The organism is Jeongeupia wiesaeckerbachi, from assembly GCF_050916355.1.
Classification (GTDB): Bacteria; Pseudomonadota; Gammaproteobacteria; order Burkholderiales; family Chitinibacteraceae; genus Jeongeupia; species Jeongeupia wiesaeckerbachi.
In genome coordinates, this window is sequence record NZ_CP136946.1 from 580,424 (window position 1) to 601,580 (window position 21,157).

Genomic DNA, 21,157 nt, shown 5'->3' on the forward strand with positions numbered 1-21,157 from the left:
TGGCGCCGACGACGACCGTGATTCAAGCCTCCCCTTGCGAAACACTCAGGCGCCGGTCTACCGCCGGCTGCGCTGCAAAAACGCGACGATGATGATGACGAAGCCCTGCACCGCCGCGTTCAGGTAAACGCTGATGATGCTGGTGAGATTGAGGATATTGCTGATCACCGACAGCAGGATGGCGCCGATCACCGTGCCGATCACCCGGCCCTCGCCGCCCTTGAGCGCCGTGCCGCCGACGACGACGGCGGCGATCGCCTCCAGCTCCCACAGGAGCCCGGTCGTCGGCGTCGCCGAACCCAGCCGTGGCACGTAGAGCACGGTGGCGATGCCGACGCACAGGCCGAGCAGCATATAGGTGATGATTTTCACCGCATCGACATTGATCGCCGCATAGCGCGCGACCTGCTCGTTCGAGCCGATTGCCTGCACATGGCGGCCGAACGCGGTGCGGTTCAGTACGATGGCGCCGAGCAATGCCACCAGCAGGAAGACCCAGATCGGCACCGGCACGCCGAGGAAGCTGGCGTAGTACACCGGCGCGTACAGGTCGTTCAGCGTGGTATCCAGCGTCAGCGCGCCGCCGTCGGCCAGATAGGTCAGGTAGGCACGGAAAATGCCCAGCGTGCCCAGCGTGACGATGAAGGGCTCGATCCGGCCCTTGGTGATCAGCAGCCCGTGCAGGGTGCCGAACAGCGCGCCGAGCAGCAGCGCCAGCGCGATCCCGGCCAGAACGATGGCCAGCGGCGCGAGCGTGCCGGCCATCGCCAGCCGGTTCATCATGAAAATCATGCTGCCGGCGATCAGCGCCGCCATCGAGCCGACCGACAGATCGATCCCGCCGGAAATGATCACGAAGGTCATGCCGACCGCGACGATGCCAATAAAGGCGGTGCGCGTCAGCACGTTCATCATATTGTCGACGGTGGCGAAATCGGGGTTCAGCAAGGTGCCGGCGACGCACAGCGCCACCAGCCCCAGTACCGGGCCGAGGCCCACCACGATCTTGAGCCAGCGCCGCGCGCCTTGCTGTTCAGTGTGTGCCGGTAGCATGGGCGATCAGTGCCTCCTCGTTCAGCTGTTCAAGCCCCAGCGTCGCCTGCAGCCGCCCGCCGCGCATCACCGCAACGCGGTGACACAGGCCGATCAGCTCGATCAGCTCGCTGGAAATCACGATCACCGCCCGCCCCTGCGCGGCCAGTTGCTGGATCAGGAAATAGATGTCGCGCTTGGCGCCGACGTCGACGCCGCGCGTGGGCTCGTCGAGCACGATCACGCTCGGCGCCGGATGCAGGAACTTGGCCAGCGCCAGCTTCTGCTGGTTGCCGCCGGACAGCATGCGCGCGCGCAGCGTCAGATCGCCGGTACGGATGCCGAAATCGGTCACCGCCTTGATCAGCGCGGCGCGCTCGGCCTTGAGGCTGAGCCACGGCCGCGCATAGCGCGACAGCGTCATCAGGACGAGGTTGTCGGCCAGCGGTAGGTTCACGTGCAGGCCCTTGCCCTTGCGATCTTCCGACAGATAGGTCAGCCCGTGCTGCATCGCTTCGCGCGGGTTGCGCAGGCCGACCGGCCGGCCGGCGATCTCGAACTGCCCTGCGCTGCGCGCGCGCAGGCCCAGAATCGCTTCGAACGATTCGGTGCGTCCGGCGCCGACGAGGCCGGCGAAACCGAGGATCTCGCCGGCGCGCGCCTCGAAGCTCAGCGCCTCGGCCCAGCCCGGCACGCTCAGCCCGCTGACCTTCAGCGCCACCGGTGCATCGGTGGCCGGCGGTTTCTTGGCCGGAAACATGTCCGACACATCGCGCCCGACCATCAGATTGGCCATCTGCTGCCGGCTCAGCGTCGCCGTCGGCGCGCGGCTCACGAAACGGCCGTCGCGCATCACGATCACCTCGTCGGTAATCTGCTCGACCTCGTCGAGCTTGTGCGAGATGTACAGCAGCGTGACGCCCTCGGCCTTCAGCCTGCGCATCAGCGTGAACAGCCGGGCCGTTTCGGTCGGCGTCAGCGTTGCCGTCGGCTCGTCCATGATCAAGAGCCGCGCCTTGCGCGACAGCGCCTTGGCGATTTCGACCAGCTGCTTTTCGGCAACGATCAGCTCGCGCACCCGGGTATCCGGATCGACGTTCAGCCCGACCTGCGCCAGATGGCGCACGGCGTCGGCGCGCATGGCCGCGTCGTCGAGCAGCGGACCACGGTGCTGCTCGTGGCCCAGATACATGTTCTGCGCAATCGTCAGGTGTTCGGCGAGGTTGAATTCCTGGTGGATCAGCACGATGCCGGCGGCTTCGGCCTGGCGCGAGTCGTGAAACTGCCGGGCGACGCCGTCGATGCGCATCTCGCCTTCGGTGGCGGTTTCGTAGCCGGCGAGGATCTTCATCAGCGTCGACTTGCCGGCGCCGTTTTCGCCCAGCAGGCCGTAGATGCGCCCCGGCGCGATGTCGAAGCTGACGCCGTGCAGGACGCGCACCGACCCGAAATCCTTGCGGATCGCATCGAAGCTGACCGAGACGCTCATCCCACGCACTCCCGCGGACCAAGCCAGACTGCTCGGGCTCGCCACCGCCGCTCGTCCGGCAGGATGTGGCGAATCGCAATTGCTGGTGCCGTGCGCGTCCGGCCCTTAAACCGTTTGCGGTACGCGTGTACGGCACGGTTTACGCCTTGTCTTTCATCCGGCATGAAGCCGAACGCTGGCGCGAAAAGACCTTGAACAGGCTCTTACGGCGGCCACCCCGTCGGGGCAGCAAGCTTACGTCGTCTTAGGCTGCTTTCAACGACGCCGCAAGCCCGACCGATGCTGCAACGCAATGCGCGGCCCGCGGTGTCATCACGCCGGCGGCAAGACGAGGCACGCTTCGTAGCACGCTCCCATCGTGTGGTAATCGACCTTGCCGGCCGGGCTTTTCTCGTCGCTGTACTTGCTGTTGTCGGCACGCAGTATCCGGTACCAGCCGCCGTAGCGATGATCGACGAAATGCGCCCACGCGTACGCCCACAGCCGCTGGTAGTCGTCCCAGTAGCGCTTCTTGCCGGTCCGCGCGCCGAGCAGCGCGGCGGCGGCGAGGCTTTCGGCCTGGACCCAGAAGTATTTGTCGCCGTCGCAGATTTCGTCCTGCGGGCCGAAGCCGTAAAAGAGGCCGCCGTGTTCGGCATCCCAGGCCCGGCTCATCGCCACGTCGAACAGCGCTTCGGCACGCGGCAGCAGCCACGGCTGTGGGCGGTGGCGCTCCAGAATCAGCAAGAGCTTGGCCCATTCGGTCAGATGGCCCGGCTGGTAGCCCCAGGGGCGGAAGATATTGGTTTTGTCGTCGCGGTTGTAGTCCCAGTCGACCTGCCAGTCCGCGTCGTAGTGCTCCCACATCAGCCCGTGCGCCAGCGCGGCCTGACGCACGCAGATGTTGTGCGCGAGCAGCTCGGCACGGTCGAGGTAGCGCGTCTCGCCGGTGGCTTCGAACGCCGCCAGCATCGCTTCGCAGGCGTGCATATTGGCGTTCTGGCCGCGATACGGTTTGAGGTGCCAGTCCGGGCTCGCTTCGTCGGCGTACAGCCCGTGTTGCGGCTCCCAGAAGCGCGCTTCCATCAGATCCCACGTTTCATCCAGCCAGCCGCGCGCCTCGTCCACGCCGGCCATCAGCGCGTGCGAGTACGCCAGCAGCACGAAGGCGAGGCCGTAGCAGTGGTTGGTCGCATCGTCGACGGTCTTGACGCCATCGCGCCATTGCAGCTGCCAGGCGTAGCCGCCGCTCGCCGGATCGCGATGCGCGTCGCGCAGGAAGGCGACGCCGTGCTTCACCGCATCCAGATACGCCGGATCGCCAAACCGCCGGAACGCCATCGCGTAGTTGAAGACGAAACGCGTGCTGCTGACCAGATGGCGGGTGTGCGCGTCGTAGACGCTGCCGTCATCGCGAAAGAAATGAAAGAAGCCGCCGGCGCGATCGATCGCGCGCGGGTGGTAAAACGCCATCGTCTGGCGCACATGCGCCAGCAGCGTGTCGGGATTGCGGAAATCGGGCAGCTTCATTGCTTCACTCCTTAGCGGTACTGGTTCGGACGATCAGCGACACCGGCTGCAGCCGGTTGCCTTCGCCCGCCTGATTCAACAGTAGATCGACGCCGGCGCGGCCGAGCGCGGCCTTGTCGACCGCCAGCGTCGTCAAGCCGGCCGGCGCGGCGGCGGCAATATCGTCGAAGCCGACGACGGCGATGTCGCCCGGAACGGCGAGGCCGGCGTCGCGGCAGGTCTGCAGTGCGACCAGCGCCGCGGCGTCGTTGTAGGCGAAGACCGCGTCGGGCGGCTCCGGCAGCGCCAGCAGTTCGCGCATCGCCAGCGCCGCACCGGTGTCGACATCCAGCCCCGGTGCGATCAGGGCTTCGAGCGCTGGATCGGCGAGCAGGCCGGCGTCGAACAGCGCCTGCCGGTAGCCGCGCTCGCGCAAGCGGATCGAGTAATGCGCGAGCGAGCCCGACAGGAAGGCGATGCGTTTTCGGCCGGTCGCAATCAGGTGTCGGGTCGCCAGATAGGCGCCCTGCTGGTTGTCCGGGTTGACCGCCGCCAGCCCCGGCGCCCACAGATCAGCCAGCGCCAGCGGCTTGCCGAGCCGGCCGACGGTGTGGATCAGCTCGGGCTCGAAAAAGCCGACGCACAGCAAGGCGTCGGGCTCGGCCTCAAGAACCTGCCGCCGCACCGGCCGGGTCGGATCGAGCGAGCGCACGTCCATCGCGATGCCGGCGTCGCGGCAACGCGCCGCCGTGCCGGCCAGCAGCGGTGCGTAAAACGGGCTGTCGATCGGGTGCTGGCTGTGCAACAGCACGAGGATGCGGCGCAGCGGTTCGCGTTTGAGCCGGCCGGTGTCGTAACCGAGTTCGTCGGCCATTTGCAGCACACGGTCGCGCGTGTCGGCGCTCAAGCCCTGCTGGTGCTTCAGCGCCCGCGACGCGGTGCCGACCGACACGCCAGCGGCGGCGGCAAGCTCGCGGATGCTGATGCTGCGCCGCTTCATGCCACCGTCACCGGATGATCGCGCAGGCTGCCGACGACATCACCGGCTGCGTCGGAGAAGAACAGCAACGCACGGCCGGCGGCCAGCGTCGTGCGGTAATCGCGGCCGGTCGCGACGTCGTGCCACGCCAGCACGTGGTCGCGCGCGGCCTCGGACACGGCGATCCACAAGCTGCAGCCGGCAAAATCCTGTTTGTGCAGCGCAACGCCCTCGGGGGCGTCGGCCAGCCAGCGCCACGGCAAGGTCACGCCGGCACGGGCGATCGCATGGCGGTACAGCGCGTCGAGCACGTCGGTGCGCTGGTTCAGCTCCAGCGGCAGCGGGCACCACAGCAAGCGACCCCGGCCGATCGCCAGCTCGACCAGCGCATCGCCGTCGCCGCTCGATAGCCGGGCGATCGCCTCGCCGCCGAAGCTCGCCCGCCAGCGGCGGCCGTCGAAGACCAGCGTTTCCTCGCGGTTGAGGTTGCGCGTGCCGGCATTGGCGATCCGCGCCAGCGGCCGCCAGTATTCGTCGAGGTTGGCCGGCCCGCTCAAGAGCACGGTGATGTCGTGCTGCGCCAGCAGGCTTTCCAGCGCCGCCCATGTGGCGCGGTTGAGGTTGTGCGGGCTCGGCAGCAGGATCAGCTTCGGCGGATGAGCGAACAGGTCCGAAAGGTCATGGTCACCGACGGCGCGCAGCGGCAGGCCCAGTTCGAACAGCGCGCTGCGGACCAGTGTCTGCGTCGCTTCCAAGGTCGAACGGCGATTGCTGTAGTCGTTGCTGAACGGATAAATCACCGCCGTTTCGGGTAGCACGCGATCGGCGAGCCGGTCGCCATGCGCGCCGAACAGCGCACCGAACGCCGCGGTGACCTCGGCCTCGGGTTTCATCGAGCCGTCGGCACGGCAGGCGCCGATATGCGACTCGTTGATATTGTCCATGTGGTAGTTGATGTTCCAGATCCAGTGCACCGCGCCGGCGTTGCCGAAGGCGTAGGACCACGCGTACTTGCGTTCGAGCAGCGCGAAGAGTTCCATCTCGCTGCGACGCGAGCGGCCGTCCGGGCGCTCGACGTGCATGATGCCGGTCTCCTGAACGACGTTCGGCACCTTCGGCGTCTTGCTGAACAGGCTGTCCCAGCCGAGCGCGTCGTTGAGCCACCAGCTGTGCACCGTCGTGTAGTCGACCGCGTCGGCGTAGAAGAACGGCGACGGCCGCTGCTGGCCGAGTGCCTCGTCCTGACCGACGCAGACCAGCGCACCGGGGGCACCCTCTGGCGCAATATTGCGGATCGCCTGCGCCAGATCGGCAGCCCATTCGGCATGCACCGCTTGGGTGAACAGTGCGTAATCGAGCCAGCAGCCGTGCTGCTTCGGGGCGATTTCGGTGGTATTGAAGCCGATCTCTTCCGGCTGCGGCGGCCGCACGCTGGACCAGTCCGGCAGCCGCGCCGGGCTGAGGTCCCACGCGGCCTGCCAGTGGGCGATGTCCGGGTTGCGGGCCTGCAGGTAGGCGCGGAACGCGTCGACCTCGAATACGTCGCCGAGCGAGCGCGGGCCGACGAAGATCCGCGCCGGGTCGAACAAGGAGGGTTCGTTGATCAGGTCCCAGTGCACCCGGCGGGTGCCCGTGTGCCGGCCGACGATGGCGCGGATGAAGCGCTTCTGCGCCGCACGCGAACGCGGATCGAGGTAGGGATTCGCGCCTTCCCACGCTTCGGGCGTGAACGCGAAGAAGGTGAAACAGCACTCCAGATCGTGCTGCGCGGCGGTCAGGATGAAGGCGTCGATCGCGCGCAGCGCCGCCTCGCTGGCGTGGCCGTCGACGAACATCAGTTGCCGCCACGCGCTCCAGACACCGGTGCGCAGGTAGTTGACACCGATGCCGGCCAGCGTCGCCATATCGGCGTCCCAGACTGCGACGTTGGGCAGTTGCAGGAATTTGCGATGAACATCGCTCGCCATATACGTCATGCCGACCACCGGCATGGTCTTGCCGTCGCGCTGCAGATAGTCGCGCCCGGCGGCGATGCGCTCGCCGCGCGCCAGCAAGGCGTCGTCGCGGCCCCAGAAGCCCTGCTGCAGATGGATGCCACCGCCGTCATCGTGGCTCAGCGCCGCGCTGATCCGGTACAGGCCGGGCTTGACCGCGCCGGGCAAGGGAATGCGCAGCGTCGCCGCACCGTCGGGCTGCAGGTCGATGTCGAACTCGCCGCCGAACACCGGCGCATCGCCGAGCGACACCTGCAGTGCCAGCCGCCAGCGCCGCGACGGCGTCGCGCCGAGCGCCTCGCCCTGCACGGTCAGGCTGGCGGTTTCGCCGGGGTGGTAACAGGCGTAGTCGGGCTTGATCCACCACTCGGTGACGCCGAGCGCCGCATGCGCAACCAGCGCCAGCAGCGCCGCGACGCCGCCGTTGGCCCAGAACACAGCATCGGGCTCGATATTGGCGAACACCTGCCGCGAACCGGCGGCCGGGCCGCGCAGCCTTTCGATCAGCACCACCGGGCTGGCGATCGCGTGGCCGGCCGCGTTGCGGCTGCTGAGCAGCGGGTAGATCCGCGCGTCCATCGGCCCGGCCGAGCCCGAATCGAGCGGCTGATCCTTGTCCTTGGTCGGCATCAGCACAAGGCCGTCGGTCGCGGCCGTCGGCGCGAACGCGGCCAGATGCCCGGCGAGCCAGCGGTATTCGGCGCCGACGGCCAGCGAGACGGCGCTGGCTGCATCGACGGCGAGCATTTCGTGGATGTCGAGATCGCGGAACAGTGCCGCCTGTTCACACACCGTGCCGTCGGCGTCGACCGGGCGCGAAAACGCTTGCCGCCCCAGTGTCACCAGATAACCGCCGCGGCCGATGAAATCGCGCAGCGCCGGCCACGCCGCGCGCGGCACATGGGCGCCGTGCAGATGCAGCAAGACATCGCCGGCGACGGCCGTTGCCAAGGCCGCGGCCAGCCCGCCGACATCGGTCAGCGCGCCAGCGGCGGGCAGGCTGCGCGGATCGGGCCGGGTGCCGGCGAACGGGAAGGAGGAGTCGTAGAAAACGATGCAAGCCATGGCGACCTCGCTGCGGCGGCGATCGGTCATCCACGGCGCCACCCTCGGCGCCCGATGCCATGCCGCTGTTTATTTAAATTTAGTTTTTACTAAACAATGTCGGCCATTGTGATCCCGAAACCGCGTCGTCGACAAGCCGGTTGTCGACTGCCGACCGGCACTGGCGCTTGCTGCGGCGCAACCTAGAATCGCCCCCCGGTCGGCCGGTGCCGACGGAGCCCGCCATGCGTTTGTGCCTTGCGATCCTTGCCTGCCTGACGGTCGCGCTCGCCGATGCGAGCCCGCGGCTGATCGGCTACTTCCCTTTCTGGGCCAGCTACGGCCACGGCGCCAGCCTGGCCGACGCGCCGGCCGAACAGCTGACCGATCTGATCTACGCCTACGCCCGGCTCGACGCCGATGGCAGCGTGTCACCCGGTGATTTTTTCGCCGATCTGGTCAAGATCCATCAAGGCGATGCGCTGTATCGCGGCAACTACGCCCTGGTGCCCGTGTTGCACCGGCGCAACCCGCGCCTGAACGTGCTGATCTCGGTCGGTGGCTGGAACTGGTCGACGCATCTGTCAGCAATCGCCGCCGACCCGGCCAAGCGGCAGCGTTTCATCGCATCGACGCTGACACTGTTCGATCGCTACGGCTTCGACGGCATCGAGATCGACTGGCGCTTCCCGGTCGTCGGCGGTCACCCGAATACCGGCAAAAGCGAGCGGGACGCCGACAACCTTCGGCTGCTGACGCGCGAACTGCGCGCCGGCTGCGCCCGCCGGCCGCGCTGCGTGATCGCGCTGACGATCAGCCCGCAGACCGAGCAACGCGCCGGCTGGGTCTTCCCGGCGATGCTCGCCGACGTCGATTTCATCTCGCTGATTGCAACCGATTTTCACGGCAGCTGGAGCGCGCGCACCGGCCACAAATCGCCGCTGTACGCCAACCATGGTGCGCCCAGCATCGCTGCGGCGGTGGCCGCACTCAAGGCCGAGGGCGTGCCGGGCGACAAGCTGGTGCTGGCCTTGCCGGCGCAGGGCGTCGCCTGGCAGGGCGTGGCCCCAAGCGGGCTCGATCAGCCTTTCCAGCGCGTGCCGCTGGGGACGTGGGACAACGAGAAGACCGGGCCGACCGGCACCTTCACCGACCGCGAAATCGGCCGGATGATAGACAGCGGCGAATTCGAACGACGCTGGGACGAGGTCGCGCAGGCCGAAACGCTGTACCGCCAGGGCGACGGCCTGCTGCTGTCGTATGAAAGCCCGCGGGCGCTGGCCGCCAAGCTTGAATTCGCCGACCGTGAAGGGCTGGCCGGCATCAGCCTGTGGGAACTCAGCAGCGACGACGACGATGGCCTGCTGGCACTGGCCTATGCCCACCACCATCCGTGGACAGCGCGCTGGCAGACACTCCGCCGCGCGGCCGGCGCCGCCCTGCCGGCGATCGTCGGCCTTGCCTTCGGCGGCCTGCTCGGCGCGCTGCTGCTGGCGTGGCGTTTGCACCTGCGGCGGCGCGACGAACACGATCGCCACGGCCGGCTCGTCCGCGTGCTCAACACGCTGCCGGCCCAGCTTGGCGAAACGATTGCCGCCGTCCAGGCCGGCAAACAGCGCCTTGCCGCGCAGCCGATCGACGTCGACGTGCTCGACGCGCTGGCCGACCGCAGCCAGGCGCTGCGCACGCAGCTGTTGCCGCTGACGCAGGCCGCCGCCACCGCGCCACTGCGCGATCTCGAACGATTCAGCGGCGCAATCGCCGGCGAGCGCAGCCTTGAATGCATGCTCGAGGCGATGGTGCGCTTTCTCGGCGACGATCCACGCATCGACGCCGCCGAAATCCACGACGACGACACCGCCGGCACCGACGTGCTCTGCGTCGACGCCGACCGCTGCAGCGCGCGCTTCAGCCACGACACGCTCGCCGACTACAGCCTGGTGCTGCGCTTTCACGGCCCCTTGTCTGCCGACGACGAAGCCTATTTCCGCAGCCTCGCCAGCCAGGTCGTGCTGATCCGGCGCCAGTTGCACGAACTGGCGCGCCAGCCGCAATTGCTCGCCGAGCTGCATGAAGTCGCCAGCCGGCGCGAGCGGCTGCATTACATCCGCGCCGAACGCGGCTACAGCGGCATCCACGCCGGCGGGCTCGCCGCGCCGGTCTACATCACCTTGCGGCTGCGGGCGATCCGGCTCTATTTCGACGAGCTGGTGCAGGTGCACCGCTCCTACCTGGTGCGGCCGCAAGCGGTCAGCGGCTGCCGTCGCACCGGCGGCGGCGTCGAGCTGATCGTCGCCGGTCACGGCATCCCGGTTGCGCGCGGCCAGCTTGCCCGGCTCAAGACCCGCTTTCCGCACTGGTTTGTCGCAGAAAACGCCTGCAGTTCGTGAAAACGGATCAAAACAGATTCATCGCAATCAATTGATTTTTAAAGACTAATTCACATCGTCGCTACCGTTCGTGAAATTGCCACCACCGGCGGCGCCGGATCCGCGATGCCGCTGCCATAGTGGCCCGGCCCGGACAACGAGCCTGGCCCAAAACATAAGGATGGAGAAGACGATGAACAAGAAGAAACTGTGGGTGGCGCTGGTCGCCGCAATCGCCGGCCACGCCGGCGCCGCCGCCCTGCCCGGCTGGACCGACGGCGCCGACTACGCGGTCGGCAAACTCGTCCAGTACCAGGGACAGCGCTACGAAGCACAGATCGCCCACACCGCCTGGACCGGCGCCGGCTGGAATCCGGCCGACGCCGTGTCGCTGTGGAAGCCGCTGGGTGCCTGCGTCACCGCAGCCGGCGATGCCTGCAATCCGGTCGGCGTCGGCAGCGCGACCTACACGGTCTGGGCCGGTGGCGCCAAGGGCGCATACAGCCTCGTCCACGACGACCTGTGCGGCTACACCACCGACGGCCAGATCACGTATGCCGATCCCGAGCTGACCAAGCGCGGCCTGCGCGCGGCGTTCGGCATCATCAGCGGCAACTGCGCGCCATACCACTGGCAGGCGGCCAAGCAGTTCCTCGCCCATGGCCACGAAATCTTCAGCCACAGCCGCAACCACATGGACGCCAATACCGCGGCATGGAACAGCGCGGCGCAGATCACCGGTTCGCAGGATGACATCGCCGCGAACCTGAACGGCTACCGGCCGACCTTCTTCGCCTGGCCGTCGAACATCAGCCCCGATGCGCCGATGGCCTACCTGCGCAGCCAGCCCGGCTACCTCGGTGGTCGCGCCGCCAATCGCGTCGACGAGAACGGCAACATCCAGTACGGCATGTCCGCCGGCGTCAATGCCGCCAACTTTGCCGACCCGTTCATGATCACGGCCGACGATTTCACCCAGTCGGGCATCTGGTCGCTGTACCCGCAGGGCAGCGAAATCCTCAACCTGCACGTCGACGCCGCAATCGCCCAGGGCGGCTGGTCGCTGCGCACCGCGCACGGCGTCAACGACGGCTCGTGGGAAACGATTCCGCTGGCGCGCTATCAAGGCCACCTTGACTACGTGAAGGCCAAGGTCGACTCGGGCGAGCTGTGGATGGCGCCACCGTCCGACGTGATCCGCTACCGCTTCGCACGGCAAAACTGCGCGCCGACGGTCATCACCGACGGCAATGGTCAGCCGGCGATCCGCTTCGATGCCGGCGCCGAGTGCCAGCGCTATGCAACGACGCTGACGCTCGACATCGCCACCGATCGTGCCGTGACCGCCGCCGGCGCCACGCAAGGCGGCAACGCCGTCGCGATCGCCAAGCTCGACGCCAATCACTACCGGCTGAGCGTGAATCCCACCGGCGGCAACGTCAGCCTGCAACTGCGCTAATTTTCAGGCGGCTACGCCCGCATCCCGGGCGCATCCGATGCTCGAACCCCTCATGGACCCGGACGTCCACGCCGGGTTCTGCGCTTCGGGTGCGCCCGACCTGCTGCGGCTCGCCTGAAAGCTCAACGTTCAGCCGTTACCGCTGACACATCGCCAGCCTTGCCGTTGCCGGCCGGCAGCACGATCGTCGCGACCAGCCCGCCCTCGGGGTGGTTCGCCAGCTTCAGCTCGCCGCCGTGGGATTGGACGATGTCGCGGGCGATGCCGAGGCCGAGGCCGGACCCGGCCTGATTGCTCTGCCGGCCGTGTTCGAGCCGCACATAGGGCTGGAACAGGCGCGGCAGCATTTCCTCGGGCACACCGGGACCATGGTCGCGGATCGCCAGCTCGACCTGCTCATCGTGGCGGGACAGCATGATCTCCGCACGTTCACCGTAGAAAAGCGCGTTATCGACGAGATTGACGATGGCGCGCTTCAAGGCCAGCGGCTTGGCGATCACCGTCGTCTCGGCCGCCGCCAGCGCAACGCTGCGGCCGGCCAGTTGCGCGTCGGCAATGATTTTTTCAAGCAGGCTGTCGAGCCGGATCGCGGTGCGGTTTTCGTGGATGTCCGAGTCCTTGACGCTTTGCAGAGCACCTTTGACCATCATGTCCAGCTCGTCGAGATCCTCGTGGAACTCGGCGCGGGTCGCGTCGTCGTCGAGCATCTCGGTGCGCAGCTTCAGCCGGGTGATCGGCGTTTTCAGGTCGTGCGAGATCGCTGCGAACAGCCGCTCACGGTCGATCAGGTAGCGCTGGATGCGTTCGCGCATCGCGATGAAGGCCTTGGCCGTCTTGCGGTATTCGAGGCTGCCGGTCTCGGGCAACTGCGGCTCGCCGCCCTGGCCGAAGACCTCGGCGGCGTCGGCGAGCTGTTTCAGCGGCCGCGTCAGCCAGCGCACCACCCACAGCGACAGCAACAGCACCGCCGCCAGCGTCGCCAGCTGCAGCGCCAGCCGATCGCGCGACAGCGGGTCGGCCTTGTCGAGGAAGTACGGATCGGGCATCAGCGTCGCCAGATACAACCAGCCGCCCGGTTCGATTTCGGCCTGGATCACCAGGATCGGCGCCGGGCGCGGCTTGATGATCAGCGAGTGCTGGACCCAGTTGTCGGGCAGGTCGTCGAGCGTCGCGCCATCGTCGGACACCGCCAGGCCTTCGGGCCAGGCGAAGCCGACGCGGACGTCGGTGATGCGCGGCATCTCGCGGCCCAGCACGTCGCGGACCGTAGCGGCAACCGCATCGGCCAGCGGCGACGGCGTGATCGGCGTGATGGCGACGGCATCCTTGTTGAAGGCGACGAAAAACCGCGTTCCGCCCATCTCGTGCAGCTGTTCGATCAGGATCGGCCGGTAATTGGTCGGCAGGCTCTGGAAGAAGCGGATCGCGCTGGCCGCGCCGAAGGCGATGTACTGCGCGGCGCTGCGTGCTTCGTCCCTGGCGTGGGTCTTGAGCTGGTTCGCCCAGATCCAGTTGCCCAGCGCCTGGGCGCCGAGCACGCCGAGCACCATCACCAGCGACAATCTGGCCGTCAACGAGCGCGGCGGCAGCCGGTCGATCAGCCGGATAAAGCGGCTGGCCATCAGTCGGCCGATACCGACGCCGAAAATACGTAGCCGCTGCCGCGCACGGTCTTGATCAGCTGCGCATCGCGGTCGTTCAGGCGCTGGCGCAGCCGGCTGATCTGCACATCGAGCGAACGGTCGAGCGGGCCGAGATCGCGGCCGCGCGTCGCCTCGGCCAGCCAGCTGCGGTCAAGGATTTCGCCGGGACGTTCGACCAGCAGCTTGAGCAACTGGAAATCGAGCCCGGTCAATTTGACCGTCTCGCCATCGGGCGCGGTCAGCGTGCGCTCGAGCGTGTCGAGCGTAAAGCCGGCAAAGCGCAAGGCCCGCGATGCGGTGGGCGTCGCCTCGCCCGTCCGGCGGTGGATCGCCTTGATCCGCGCCAGCAGTTCGCGCGGGTTGTAGGGCTTGCCGATGTAGTCGTCGGCGCCGAGTTCGAGACCGACGATCTTGTCGGTGTCGTCGGCGCTGGCGGTCAGCATGATGATCGGCACGGTCGAGCTTTTACGCACCCGCGCGCACAGCGCGAAACCGTCGGTATCGGGCAGCATCACGTCGAGGATCACCAGCGACAGCTCGTTGCGGCTGCGTTCGAACTCGGCGAGGAAGCTGGCGCCGTCATGCGCCAGCAGCACCTCGTACTGGTTTTTCTCGAGGTAGGTCTTGAGCAGCGTGCGGATTTTCTGGTCGTCGTCGACAAGCAGTATCTTGCGGGTCATTTTTCGTCTCCTCCTTGCTCCGCGAGCGTGCGCACCAGTCCGGCGATGCGGCGCTGGATCTCGCCGACCGGGACATGATCGTCGCTGTAGAAGCGGTGCAGCTGGGCAATGATTGCATCCTTGAGCGTTTCGTCGGTGGCCATCCGGTGCACCATGCTTGGCGCCTGCACGCCGGCGCCGCGGCCAAAGGTGCGCCACGAGGCGCGCGCGCAGGCATCCATCGTCGCCGTGTCGGCATCGCGGCGCACCGGCACCGAGCCCTTGATGTGGTTGTACGCGGCCTGGACGGACGGACTCACCATCAGTTTGGCGAGTTTTTCCTGCTCCGGCTGCGTGCCGTAGTTGCCGGCGAACATCACGAAGCTGTCGACGCTGTAGAGATGCATGTTCTCGGTGCCCGGCACGGCGATACAGCCGAAATCGATATCGACGGCCTTGCCGAGCGCCTGCAACTCGCCCTTGGCCCAGTCACCCATGATGAACATCGCCGTATCGCCGCGCGCCAGCGATCGGGCCAGCACATCCCAGGCCGGTTCGCCCTGCGGTGCATAGCGGCGCAACTCGCGCAGCCGGTTCAGCGCCCGCGTCACCCGGGCGTCGAACCACAGATTGCTGTTGCGGCGCGCATACAGCGAGCGATAGAAACCCGGCCCGCCTTCGGACAGCGCCAGCGTCTCGAACAGCGTCGCGACCTGCCACGGCTGGCCCGACTGCGCCAGCGGCGTCACGCCGCGCCGGGCCAGCGCATCGGCGACCCGGTCGAATTCGGCCCAGGTCTTCGGCGGCGCCAGCCCGGCATCGGCGAAGACCTTGCGGTTGTAGAACAGCACATTGATCCGGTGAATGCCCAGCGGCGCGGCGACCACGTGACCGCGCTGGCGCACCAGCGTCCAGATCGTCGGAAACAGCCGCATGTTCCAGTTGCCCGCGGCGGCGACGTCGTCGAGTTCGAGCAGCAGCCCGAGGTCGGCCCACTCGGTGATCGCCGGGCCGATCAGCTGCGCCGAGTCGGGCGCCCGCCCGCCGAGCACGCGCGCCTTGAGCACCTTCATCGCGCCAATGCCGGCGCCACCGGGAATCGCCGCGTTGCGCCACGCCACGCCGTCGTCGACCGCGCGCTCGGCCAGCTCATCGACGGCACGACGCTCGCTGACCGACGTCCACCAGTGCAACACGTCAAAGTGATCATCGGCACGTGCGGCGATCGTTGCCGTGCACAACACGGCGCAGCAGAGGAAGTGGACTCGGAGCAAGGGCATCGCTGTCTGGGTTTTCGCCGCAGCTTATCAGTAAGGCTGACCGGCATTTTGTAAAGAAAGCTTGCGTTTGTTGAACTTGCGTTAGGGCCCTGGCGGGCCGCGTTCGGCGTTCATGATCCGTGAAATCAGCCGGTGCACCGCATTGACGTGCCCGGAACGTAATAAAACGTAACAGCGCCAGCAACGAAAAAACAAACAAATCAATTAAAAATCAATGACATAAGCAAATACGTAGTCGGAAACATCGCACTACTAGGTGTCACAAAAACGCCGATGCTACTGTGCAGCCACGGTCGGTACCAAGCCGATCCACACAAAGAGATACAGGCACCACTCCAGACCTGAGGAGGTCGATACATGCAAGGCAACCGCTTCATCCGCACGGCACTCTGTGCCGCGCTGCTCGCCGCCGGCGCTGCACAAGCCGGCAACCTGACCATCGAATCGTGGCGTACTGACGACAAGGCGCTGTGGGAAGACGTGCTGATCCCGGCGTTCAACAAGAAATATCCGGACGTGAAGGTGAAGTTCGCCCCGACCGCGCCGACCGAGTACGACTCGAGCCTGCAGACCCGCCTTACTGGCGGCACCGCCGGTGACCTGATCACCTGCCGTCCGTTCGACAAGTCGCTCGACCTGTTCAAGAAGGGTTACCTCGAAAGCCTGAACGGCAAGCAAGGGATGCAGAATTTCCCGGAATCGGCCAAGGTGGCGTGGCAGACCGACGATGGCAAGTCGTCGTTCTGCATGCCGATGGGCGCGGTGATGCACGGCTTCCTGTACAACAAGAAGATCTTCACCGAGCTGGGCGTCCAGCCGCCGAAGACCATCGACGAATTCCACAAGGTGCTCGAAGCCGCCAAGAAGGCCGGCAAGGTACCGCTGGCACTGGGTACCGCCGACCAGTGGGAAGCCAACCAGATCGTGTTCACCTCGATCGGTGCGCCGTACTGGAAGGGTGAGGAAGGCCGCAAGGCGCTGATCGCCGGCAAGGCCAAGTTCACCGATCCGCAATTCGTCGCCGCCTGGGACGAAATGAGCAAGTGGGGCCCGTACCTCGCCAAGGGCTACTCGGCCCAGACCTATGCCGACACGCAGAACCTGTTCGCATCGGGCAAGGCTGCCGTCGTCGCCGTCGGCTCGTGGGACATCTCCTACTACAACCAGAACGCCAAGTTCGAATACGGCGCCTTCCCGCCGCCGGTGCCGAAGGCCGGTGACAAGTGCTACATCTCGGATCATCCGGATATCGGCATGGGCGTGAACCCGAAGTCCAAGAACAAGGACGACGCGTACAAGTTCCTGACGTGGCTGGGTTCGCAGGAATTCGCCGACCTGTACACCAACAAGGTCACCGGCTTCTATTCGCTGTCGAATCACCTGATCTCGGTCAAGGATCCGGTCGCCAAGCAGATGCTCGACTGGCGCAAGAGCTGCGCGTCGACGATCCGCCTGAACGCCCAGATCATGAACCGCGGCGAGCCGAACATGGAAAACGAGCTGTGGAACGTCAACAGCCAGGTCCTGAACGGCAAGATGACGCCGAAGGATGCGGCCACCCGCATCCAGACCGGTTTCGCCAAGTGGTACAAGCCGCAACAGAAGTAAGTCTTCCTCTGCAGTCGAACGTGTAGCTGTTGGGCCGGCGGCGTGCCGCCGGCCATTTTTTTGCCCGAACTTCGGAGTGAGGCCATGAAACGCGCCTTCCCCTGGCACATTGCCGTTTTCCTTGCCCCCGCCTTCCTGATCTACACCGCGTTCAGCGCGTTGCCGCTGCTCGATACGCTCAGGCTGGGGTTTTTCACCACGCACGACTCGGGTCAACAGACCTTCGTCGGCCTGGCCAACTACATCAAGCTCCTGACCGATCCGGACTGGTCCGCCAGTTTCTGGAACGCCATGCACAACAACGTGAAGTTCTTCCTGATCGTGATGTTCGTGCAGAACCCGATCGCGCTGCTGCTGGCGGCGCTGCTGTCGATGCACGGCGTGCGCGGTGCCAAGGGCTACCAGACGCTGATCTTCCTGCCGACGCTGCTGTCGGTGGTGATCATCGGCTTCATCTGGCAACTGATCCTCTCGCCGCTGTGGGGCGTCTCCGAGAAGCTGCTTGGCTTCGTCGGCATGGCCGATTATTTCCAGCCCTGGCTCGGCGACGAAGGCAGCGCGCTGATCACGCTGTCGCTGATCTCGGTGTGGCAGTTCGTCGGCGTGCCGATGATGCTGATCTACGCCTCGCTGATCGCGATTCCTGACGAAATCATCGAAGCCGCGCGGATCGAGGGCGCCAGCTCGTGGCACATCTTCTGGACGATCCGGCTGCCGCTGATCCTGCCGACGCTGGGCCTCGTCACCATCCTGACCTTCGTCGGCAACTTCAACGCCTTCGACCTGATTTACGCGGTCAAGGGCGCGATCGCCGGACCGAACTACAGCACCGATCTCTTGGGCACCTTCTTCTACCGCACCTTCTTCGGCTACCAGAGCCAGATCGGCAGCCCGACGATGGGCGCAGCGGTGGCGACGACGATGTTCCTGATCATCCTCTCCGGCGTCGGCGTCTACTTCTACTTCATCCAGCGCAAGCTGCAGCGCTTCGCTTTCTGAGGATCGGGCCATGAAACACAAAGTCACCCGCGCGGCCGGCACCGGCTTCACCCATCTGGTGCTCGGCGGCTACACGCTGCTGGCGCTGTTCCCCATCCTGCTCGTCATCATCAACTCGGTGAAAAGCAAGGAAGGCATTTTCGACTCGCCGCTGTCGCTGCCGACCGCCGAAACCTGGTCGCTGGTCGGCTTCGAGAAGGTGCTCGCCAAGTCGCCGTTCATTCATTTCTTCGGCAACAGCCTCACCGTCACGCTGGTGTCGCTGGTGCTGATCCTGGTGCTTGGCGCGATGGCGGCCTGGGCCTTGTCCGAGTACAAGTTCCGCGGCAGCAAGCTGCTGGCGATCTATATGGCTTTCGGCATCATGGTGCCGATCCGCCTCGGCACCGTGTCGATTCTTGAGCTGATCGTCAAACTCGAGCTGACCAACACGCTGACCGCGCTGATCCTCGTCTACGTGGCGCAAGGCCTGCCGCTGGCGATCATGATCCTCGGCGAATTCATACAGCAGGTGCCGAAGGAATTGAAGGAAGCGGCGCGCTGCGACGGCGTCGGCGAGTTCAAGATCTTCTTCCAGATCATCCTGCCCTTGATCCGGCCCGCGGTAGCCACCGTCGCCGTGTTCACCATGGTGCCGATCTGGAACGACCTATGGTTCCCGCTGATCCTCGCCCCGGGCGAAGAAACCCAGACCGTCACCCTTGGCGTGCAGCAGTTCATCGGCCAGTACGTCACCGACTGGAACGCCGTGCTCGCCTCGCTTTCGCTCGCCGTCCTGCCCGTCCTCGTGATGTACGTGTTCGCCTCGCGTCAACTGATCCGCGGTATCACCGCGGGTGCAGTGAAGTAATCCGGAGTAAACAGCCATGTCCCAAGTTGCACTGAAGAACCTGACCAAATCCTACGACGGCAAGCAGAACGTGCTGTCCGGCATCAACCTCGAGATCAACGACGGCGAATTCGTCGTGCTGGTCGGCCCGTCGGGCTGCGGCAAATCGACGCTGTTGCGGATGCTGTCCGGGCTCGAATCGATCAGCGGCGGCGATCTGGAAATCGATCACGCCCGCGTCAACGACCTGCCGCCGGCCGAACGCGGCATCGCGATGGTGTTCCAGAGCTACGCGCTCTACCCGCACATGAACGTCTACAAGAACATGGCGTTCGGGCTGAAGATCGCCGGCGCCAAGAAGGATGAAATCGACCGCCGCATCCGCCACGCGGCCGGCATCCTCAAGATCGACCACCTGCTCGAACGGCTGCCGCGCGAACTGTCGGGCGGCCAGCGCCAGCGCGTCGCCATCGGCCGCGCCATCGTCCGCGAACCCAAGCTGTTCCTGTTCGACGAACCGCTGTCGAACCTCGACGCCGCGCTGCGCGTGCAGACCCGGCTCGAAATCGCCAAGCTGCACAAGGACCTGGCCGCGACCATCGTCTACGTCACCCACGATCAGGTCGAGGCGATGACGCTGGGCGACAAGATCGTCGTGATGCACGACGGCCACATCCAGCAGGCCGGCAGCCCGCTCGAGCTGTACCAGCAGCCAGCCAACCTGTTCGTTGCGACCTTCATCGGCTCGCCGAAAATGAACCTGATCGACGGCATCGTCACCGAAGCCTCGGCCACCGGCGTGGCGGTCAAGGTCGCTGGCGACCAGATCATCCGCACCGAAGTCGACGGCAGCAGCGTCGCCATCGGCGACAAGGTCAGCGTCGGCATCCGCTCCGAGCACCTGTGGGAGGGCGATCAGGGCAGCGAGCGCTTCCGCGGCACCGTCAATCTGGTGGAGCACCTCGGCGAAGCCAACTACCTGTACCTGACGCTGGAAAACGGTCAGGACGTGGTGGTGCGCGGTGACGGCGAACGCGCCGTGCACATCGGCGACACCATCGCCCTGTCGGCCCCGGCTGCCGCCTTCCATGTGTTCAATCGTGACGGCCTTGCGCTGCGCCGCTTGAAGCCGGGGAATATGGTTGCGGCAAGGCATCGCGCGGCGGCTTGATTCATCGTATCGACCTCAATAAAAAAGCGCGGCCTCTCGGTCGCGCTTTTTTTGTATCTGTTAATGCACACATGCTCTTTCGTTGCCAGACACGACAAAACCACTAGTCGATTGGCGAACCTGCATTTTCTCGAATCAACTGCAGCACAAGCTGCTGGTCGCCAACGATGCCCTCGGATCCAAGGAACCTCGCGACCTCCATACGACCATCTTCAAAGACATCGATTTCAACGCGTTCTCCAGCCAGCGTAAGCGTCACCAGCACGGTGTCATGGCGAAACCGCCCTAGTGTGAAGCTGACCCTCGCCTCTTCCAGCGTCGCGAGCAACTCAAAGAGAGAGTGACTCACTGGCGGCTAGCTACGCTTGAACAAGCGCCGCGCCAGCAGCATCACCTTCCACGCGCCCAGCGCCACCGGCAGCATCTGTGCGATGCCGCGTACGCGGTATTTCTTGGTGAAGAGTTTGCTGGCCAGCATCAGCATGCCGCCGTTGCCCTGCAGTTTCTTCAGGATCGACAGCCACAGCAGTCCGCGCTTGCCCTGGGCCAGCGGGGCGCGGATTTCGGTCAGGCAGACGGCGATCTGCAGCCGGTGCGTTTCGGCTTCGAGCTGCAGCAATTGCTTGCGGGCCTCGCGGCCCTTGAGGCGCGGATCGCTCATCGCAGGAAATGCTCCTTGTCGCGGCGCAGTTCTTCGATCGTCAGCGCGAACGGCGTTTTGGCATGGCGGATGCCGTTCCAGGCGAACCACAAGCTGCCCGCACCGAGCAGAAGGAAAGCCAGCACGAGCGCAACCACGGTATAGACGCGCCAAGGCTCGGGCACGAGCAGGATCGCGCCAAGGGTGATCGCCAGCAGCGCCAGCAGCAGCAGGCCGGCACCGAGCACGCCGAGCACCAGTGTTTTCAGCAGGCGCTCGCGCGCCTCCTCAAGTTCGATCGACAGGATGCCAAGATGGGCGTGCAGCAAACCCAGCGCGCTGCCGGCCAGCCGTTTGAGGACGTTGGGGTGGCCGGCATGTTGGCCGGCCGATTCGGTTTCGCTCATGTATTGGACACGGGCTCGGAATAAGGGACGGGCACGATGCCCGAAACGCCGGCTTGCATGCAAGCCG

17 protein-coding genes are annotated in these 21,157 nt (G+C 66.0%); 6 read left to right on the forward strand and 11 right to left on the reverse strand.

What is annotated here, in order from left to right; all coding sequences use genetic code 11:
* Window positions 1-57 precede the first annotated feature (57 nt).
* The 5 genes from R0382_RS02910 to R0382_RS02930 form a co-directional block, all read right to left on the reverse strand.
* Window positions 58-1,053 carry an ABC transporter permease gene (locus R0382_RS02910; RefSeq protein ID WP_432722151.1) on the reverse strand — a complete coding sequence of 332 codons (996 nt, stop codon included), beginning with the start codon at window positions 1,051-1,053 and terminating at the stop codon, window positions 58-60.
* The gene (locus R0382_RS02915) at window positions 1,034-2,521 is read right to left on the reverse strand and encodes a sugar ABC transporter ATP-binding protein (protein ID WP_432722153.1); all 1,488 of its coding nucleotides are present in this window, start codon (window positions 2,519-2,521) and stop codon (window positions 1,034-1,036) included. Before R0382_RS02915 ends, R0382_RS02910 begins: the two co-directional genes overlap by 20 nt.
* Window positions 2,522-2,833: 312 nt before the next feature.
* Window positions 2,834-4,030 (reverse strand): AGE family epimerase/isomerase, encoded by a 1,197-nt coding sequence (locus R0382_RS02920; RefSeq protein WP_432722154.1) that lies wholly within the window; start codon window positions 4,028-4,030, stop codon window positions 2,834-2,836.
* 4 nt (window positions 4,031-4,034) lie between these two features.
* Window positions 4,035-5,009, reverse strand: coding sequence for a LacI family DNA-binding transcriptional regulator (locus tag R0382_RS02925; RefSeq protein ID WP_432722156.1), 975 nt, complete (start codon window positions 5,007-5,009; stop codon window positions 4,035-4,037).
* Entirely contained in the window at window positions 5,006-8,077 is a 3,072-nt protein-coding gene (locus tag R0382_RS02930; RefSeq protein WP_432722157.1) for a hypothetical protein, read from the reverse strand. Before R0382_RS02930 ends, R0382_RS02925 begins: the two co-directional genes overlap by 4 nt.
* A gap of 194 nt (window positions 8,078-8,271) precedes the next feature.
* Here R0382_RS02930 and R0382_RS02935 point away from each other — a divergent pair, with 194 nt between their 5' ends.
* Together R0382_RS02935 and R0382_RS02940 are read left to right on the forward strand one after the other, a co-directional pair.
* On the forward strand, window positions 8,272-10,416 hold the full coding sequence (locus R0382_RS02935) for a glycosyl hydrolase family 18 protein (protein ID WP_432722159.1): 2,145 nt from the start codon (window positions 8,272-8,274) through the stop codon (window positions 10,414-10,416).
* Between the two features lie 172 nt (window positions 10,417-10,588).
* Window positions 10,589-11,854, forward strand: a complete 1,266-nt coding sequence (locus tag R0382_RS02940; protein WP_432722161.1) for a carbohydrate-binding protein — start codon at window positions 10,589-10,591, stop codon at window positions 11,852-11,854.
* Window positions 11,855-11,976: 122 nt separating this feature from the next.
* On the opposite strand, the gene R0382_RS02945 is transcribed toward R0382_RS02940, so the two are convergent.
* The 3 genes from R0382_RS02945 to R0382_RS02955 are packed head-to-tail and all read right to left on the reverse strand — an operon-like array spanning window position 11,977 to window position 15,436.
* Window positions 11,977-13,476, reverse strand: coding sequence for an ATP-binding protein (locus tag R0382_RS02945; RefSeq protein WP_432722163.1), 1,500 nt, complete (start codon window positions 13,474-13,476; stop codon window positions 11,977-11,979).
* Window positions 13,476-14,177, reverse strand: coding sequence for a response regulator (locus tag R0382_RS02950; protein ID WP_432722164.1), 702 nt, complete (start codon window positions 14,175-14,177; stop codon window positions 13,476-13,478). Before R0382_RS02950 ends, R0382_RS02945 begins: the two co-directional genes overlap by 1 nt.
* On the reverse strand, window positions 14,174-15,436 hold the full coding sequence (locus tag R0382_RS02955; RefSeq protein WP_432722166.1) for an ABC transporter substrate-binding protein: 1,263 nt from the start codon (window positions 15,434-15,436) through the stop codon (window positions 14,174-14,176). The genes R0382_RS02950 and R0382_RS02955 overlap by 4 nt, the downstream gene beginning before the upstream one ends.
* A gap of 357 nt (window positions 15,437-15,793) precedes the next feature.
* Here R0382_RS02955 and R0382_RS02960 point away from each other — a divergent pair, with 357 nt between their 5' ends.
* From R0382_RS02960 to R0382_RS02975, 4 genes are all read left to right on the forward strand, one after another.
* Complete coding sequence (locus R0382_RS02960; RefSeq protein ID WP_432722168.1) at window positions 15,794-17,044, forward strand: ABC transporter substrate-binding protein; 1,251 nt, start codon at window positions 15,794-15,796, stop codon at window positions 17,042-17,044.
* An 84-nt stretch (window positions 17,045-17,128) separates the two neighbouring features.
* Entirely contained in the window at window positions 17,129-18,043 is a 915-nt protein-coding gene (locus tag R0382_RS02965; protein WP_432722170.1) for a carbohydrate ABC transporter permease, read from the forward strand.
* 10 nt (window positions 18,044-18,053) lie between these two features.
* Window positions 18,054-18,893, forward strand: coding sequence for a carbohydrate ABC transporter permease (locus R0382_RS02970; RefSeq protein WP_432722172.1), 840 nt, complete (start codon window positions 18,054-18,056; stop codon window positions 18,891-18,893).
* Between the two features lie 16 nt (window positions 18,894-18,909).
* Window positions 18,910-20,043: an ABC transporter ATP-binding protein gene (locus R0382_RS02975; protein WP_432722174.1), complete on the forward strand. Its 1,134-nt coding sequence runs from the start codon at window positions 18,910-18,912 to the stop codon at window positions 20,041-20,043.
* A gap of 103 nt (window positions 20,044-20,146) precedes the next feature.
* Here the strand turns inward: R0382_RS02975 and R0382_RS02980 are convergent, their stop codons facing one another.
* The 3 genes from R0382_RS02980 to R0382_RS02990 are packed head-to-tail and all read right to left on the reverse strand — an operon-like array spanning window position 20,147 to window position 21,090.
* Window positions 20,147-20,392, reverse strand: coding sequence for a hypothetical protein (locus R0382_RS02980; RefSeq protein ID WP_432722176.1), 246 nt, complete (start codon window positions 20,390-20,392; stop codon window positions 20,147-20,149).
* 6 nt (window positions 20,393-20,398) lie between these two features.
* Entirely contained in the window at window positions 20,399-20,704 is a 306-nt protein-coding gene (locus R0382_RS02985; protein ID WP_432722178.1) for a hypothetical protein, read from the reverse strand.
* Window positions 20,701-21,090 (reverse strand): phage holin family protein, encoded by a 390-nt coding sequence (locus R0382_RS02990; RefSeq protein WP_432722180.1) that lies wholly within the window; start codon window positions 21,088-21,090, stop codon window positions 20,701-20,703. The genes R0382_RS02985 and R0382_RS02990 overlap by 4 nt, the downstream gene beginning before the upstream one ends.
* Between the last annotated feature and the right edge of the window lie 67 nt (window positions 21,091-21,157).